This is a genomic window from Marinimicrobium sp. UBA4209, from assembly GCF_002381585.1.
In the GTDB taxonomy this organism is placed as follows: domain Bacteria; phylum Pseudomonadota; class Gammaproteobacteria; order Pseudomonadales; family Cellvibrionaceae; genus Marinimicrobium; species Marinimicrobium koreense.
This window is the reverse complement of record NZ_DFTP01000007.1, coordinates 5,590-9,465: the sequence shown is the minus strand read 5'-3', so window position 1 is coordinate 9,465 and position 3,876 is coordinate 5,590. Positions and strand designations below refer to the sequence as shown.

Sequence of the window (3,876 nt, the reverse complement as noted above, 5' to 3'; positions counted from 1 at the left end):
CCCCGCGGCGCCCGCTATTTTCGCGGTCGCCAGCCCCACCGATTGTGCTTTCTGGAGCATCACCCCGACCGCTCCAGTGCCAGTCGACGGGAGTACGCCATCAAGCAGCTTTCGCGCGCCGCCAAAGAGCAACTGATCGCCAGCGCACCCGCTCCGGCCGTCGATCCGGAGGCCGCCGAATGAGCCGTGCCCTCTGCCCCCGTTGCGAGCGTCCGGAGCGGGCCTGTATCTGCCACTGGGTTCGACCGATCGACAACGGCGTATCCCTGCTGATTCTGCAACACCCCGACGAAGCCCACCGGGCCAAAAACAGCGCCCGCCTGTTGGACCTCAGCCTGCAGAACAGTCAGCGGGTGGTGGGAGAACAGTGGTCCTATGCCGCCCTGGGGGAACTGCTAAACCGGGCCGACGAATCGATACTGCTCTATCCGGAGACCGACGATCTACCCGCCCCCCGGTATCCGGACCCGAACGACCTTACCGAGCGAAACAATACCGGACCGCGACGCCAGCTTGTGGTACTCGATGCCACCTGGCGCAAGAGCCGCAAGATGCTCTACCTCAACCCGCCATTGCACGCACTGCCCAGGTTGGCCCTGACCGATACGCCACCATCGCGCTATCGAATCCGTCGGGCGCGCAAGCCCGGTCAGCTCTCCACCCTGGAAGCCTGCTGTTACGCACTGGCGCATCTGGAGGGCGAGCGCGTAGACTATGAGCCTTTACTCGACGCTTTTGACGGCTTCAACGACCAGCAACTCGCGTTTCGACCCAAGCCGTAAACCGATACCGGAGATTGTGAGACTTTATGACCCACACCAGCCATGCCGCCTTTGAGCACCTGCGCAGCCAGACCATCGACTCCCTGAACCTGCGGGTGGAGGAGTACCAGCACAAAGTGACCGGTGCTCAGCACATCCATCTCGCCAGCGACAACCCGGAGAACGTCTTTCTGGTCGCCCTGCGCACTGTGCCCCAGGACTCGCGCGGGGTCGCCCACATTCTCGAACACACCGCGCTCTGTGGCAGCGAAAAGTACCCGGTACGCGATCCGTTTTTCATGATGATCCGCCGGTCCCTGAACACCTTCATGAACGCCTTCACCAGTCCGGACTGGACCGCCTACCCCTTCGCCAGCCAGAACCGCAAGGACTTCGACAACCTGCTGGATGTGTACCTGGATGCGGTGTTTTTCTCCCGCCTGGACGAGCTGGACTTTGCCCAGGAAGGTCATCGCCTGGAGTTCAAGGAACCGGATAACCCCGATTCCCCGCTGACGTTCAAAGGTGTGGTGTTCAATGAAATGAAAGGCGCCATGAGCTCGGTGCCCGCACAACTGTGGCAGTCGCTGTGTCGCTACCTGTTTCCGACCACCACCTATCACCACAACAGCGGTGGCGATCCGGAACACATCCCGGACCTGACCTACGAACAACTCCAGCAGTTCTATCGCACCCATTACCATCCGAGCAATGCGATCTTCATGACCTATGGCGATATTCCGGCGGCGGAGCATCAGGCCAAGTTTGAAGCCAAAGCTTTGCACCGTTTCAAGCGCCTGGATGATGTCATTGCCGTAGGCGAAGAGAAGCGCTACCACGCCCCCATCGCGGTGGAAGAGGCCTACCCGCTGGAGGAAGGCGAAGACCCGACCCACAAAACCCATGTCGTCATGGGTTGGCTGCTGGGCAATATCACCGACCTGGATCAAACCCTCGAAAGCCAACTGATGACCGCCGTCCTGCTGGACAATAGCGCTTCTCCCCTGCTGCACGCCCTGGAAACGTCCGACCTAGGACAGGCGCCCTCTCCACTGTGCGGACTGGATGACTCCCAGTACGAGCTGGCTTTCGGCTGTGGCCTGGAAGGCTGCCAGTTGGAGAAGGTCCCGGAGGTGGAGCAGTTGATTCTCGGTACCCTGGAGCGGGTGGCCGAAGAGGGCGTACCCCAGGAGCTGATTGACAGCGCACTGCACCAGTTGGAATTGCAGCAGCGCGAAGTCGGCGGAGACGGTTTCCCTTACGGCCTGCAACTGATCATGAACAGCCTGCCCGCTGCCACCCACCGGGCTGACCCCATTGCCCTGCTCGACCTGGATTCAGCGTTGGTGAAACTGCGGGAAAAAGTCAAAGACCCGGATTTCATTCCCTCGCTGGTGCGTCGTTGGTTGCTCGACAACCCTCACCGCCTGCGCCTGACCCTTCGCCCGGACAGCCAGTTCACCCGCCGGGCCCAGGAGGCCGAGCAAAAACGTCTGGCCGATATCAACGCCAAACTCACTGACGACGATCGCCAGTGGATCGTGCAGCGCGCCAAGGCCCTGCAGGAACGCCAAGTACAGAAAGACGACGACAGCATCCTGCCCAAGGTCGGCCTGGAAGACATTCCCAAGACCATGGCGTATGTGGAAGGCAGCCGGGAAACCCTCGACCCGAAGAACCCCGCCAGCGACCCGCTGCGCCGCTACGGCGCCGGCACCAACGGCCTGGTGTATGAACAGGTCACCTGCAAACTGCCTGACATCAGCGAGGAGGAGCAGCCGCTGCTGCCGCTCTACTGCAACGCCCTGACCGAAGTCGGCCTGGGCAACCTCGATTACCTCGAGGCTCAACGCTGGCAGGCAAGCGCCGTGGGGGGTATCAGCGCCTCGGCGACGGTGCGTGGCACCACCGATGATGTGCAGAACATTGATGCCTATTTTTCGCTTGGCTCCAAGGCACTGAACCGCAATGCCGGGGCCATGAACGAACTGCTGCGCGCGACCCTGACCGAACCCCGTTTTGATGAACACAACCGCTTGAAAGAGCTGGTCTCGCAGATGCGCGCCCGCCGCGAACAGAGCATCACTGGCAATGGCCACAGCCTGGCCATGCTGGCCGCCTGCGCCGGCATGGCCCCGTCGGCTCGCCTGACCCATCGGATTGGCGGCCTGGAAGGCATCGCCCACCTGAAGCGGCTTGATCAGGCCCTGAAGGAAGGCGAATCCCTGAAAGCCTACGCCGCGCAACTGGCGGGCATTCATGCCCGCCTGCGGGTCGCACCACGGGAGTTCCTGCTGATTGGTGAACCCCATCAACTCGACGAACTGCGCGACACCGTGCAGTCGCACTGGCCCAGCGAGCCGCCGGTGGCCGACTTCCGCTCCTTCGGACTGCCCGCCGTTCACGAGCCCGTACGCGAAGGCTGGCTGACCAACACCCAGGTCAACTTCTGTGCCCAAGCCTACCCGACGGTGCCCTCGGAGCACCCGGACGCAGCCGCCCTGACGGTGCTGGCCGGCTTCCTGCGCAACGGTTATCTGCACCGCACCATTCGCGAACAGGGCGGCGCCTACGGCGGCGGTGCCAGCCAGGACAACAATATCGCGGCCTTCCGCTTCTTCTCCTACCGCGACCCCCGCCTGGCGGATACCCTGAAGGATTTCGAGGCGGCGGTGGATTGGCTGTTGTCCAGCGAACACGAATGGCAGCCGTTGGAGGAGGCGATTCTGGGGGTGGTCAGCAGCCTGGACAAGCCGGCTTCTCCGGCAGGCGAGGCCCGTCAGACGTATCAGGCGGAGTTGTTTGGCCGCACCCGGGAGAAACGCGAGACTTTCCGCAACCGGGTCCTGGGCGTCACCCTGGCCGATATCCAACGCGTGGCCAATGAGTACCTGAAACCAGAACGGGCCAGCACGGCGGTGGTCAGTCACAGCGGAGAACGAGCGGTCCTGGAAAGCCTGGGCTTGGAGTTGCGCGAGCTTTAAAGGGGTATGTTTGTCATTAGCTAAGTAACTTCGGAAGGAATGCTCCGCCTGGGTAGCCGTTAGTAAAGAAGGTGCAGAGAATATGTGACGCCCGGGCCATGAGGGGGAAACCCTTTCAAGACACGCCGTGA

General features: G+C 62.3%; 3 protein-coding genes. All 3 read left to right on the top strand.

Translation table 11 applies throughout. The annotated features are described in order from the left end of the window. The coding region (locus B3187_RS01410) for a GIY-YIG nuclease family protein (protein ID WP_349678193.1) at positions 1–183 on the top strand (183 nt) is incomplete at its 5' end. Beyond that, entirely contained in the window at positions 180–782 is a 603-nt protein-coding gene (locus B3187_RS01405; RefSeq protein ID WP_286804305.1) for a tRNA-uridine aminocarboxypropyltransferase, read from the top strand. The genes B3187_RS01410 and B3187_RS01405, both read left to right, overlap by 4 nt. A gap of 26 nt (positions 783–808) precedes the next feature. Continuing rightward, positions 809–3,745, top strand: coding sequence for an insulinase family protein (locus B3187_RS01400; protein ID WP_286804304.1), 2,937 nt, complete (start codon positions 809–811; stop codon positions 3,743–3,745). The last annotated feature ends 131 nt before the right edge of the window (positions 3,746–3,876 follow it).

Bases quoted from the DNA above. Each gene is read 5' to 3' on its own strand.
- B3187_RS01400 (WP_286804304.1), top strand. From the start codon at position 809: ATGACCCACACCAGCCATGCCGCCTTTGAGCACCTGCGCAGCCAGACC.
- B3187_RS01405 (WP_286804305.1), top strand. From the start codon at position 180: ATGAGCCGTGCCCTCTGCCCCCGTTGCGAGCGTCCGGAGCGGGCCTGT.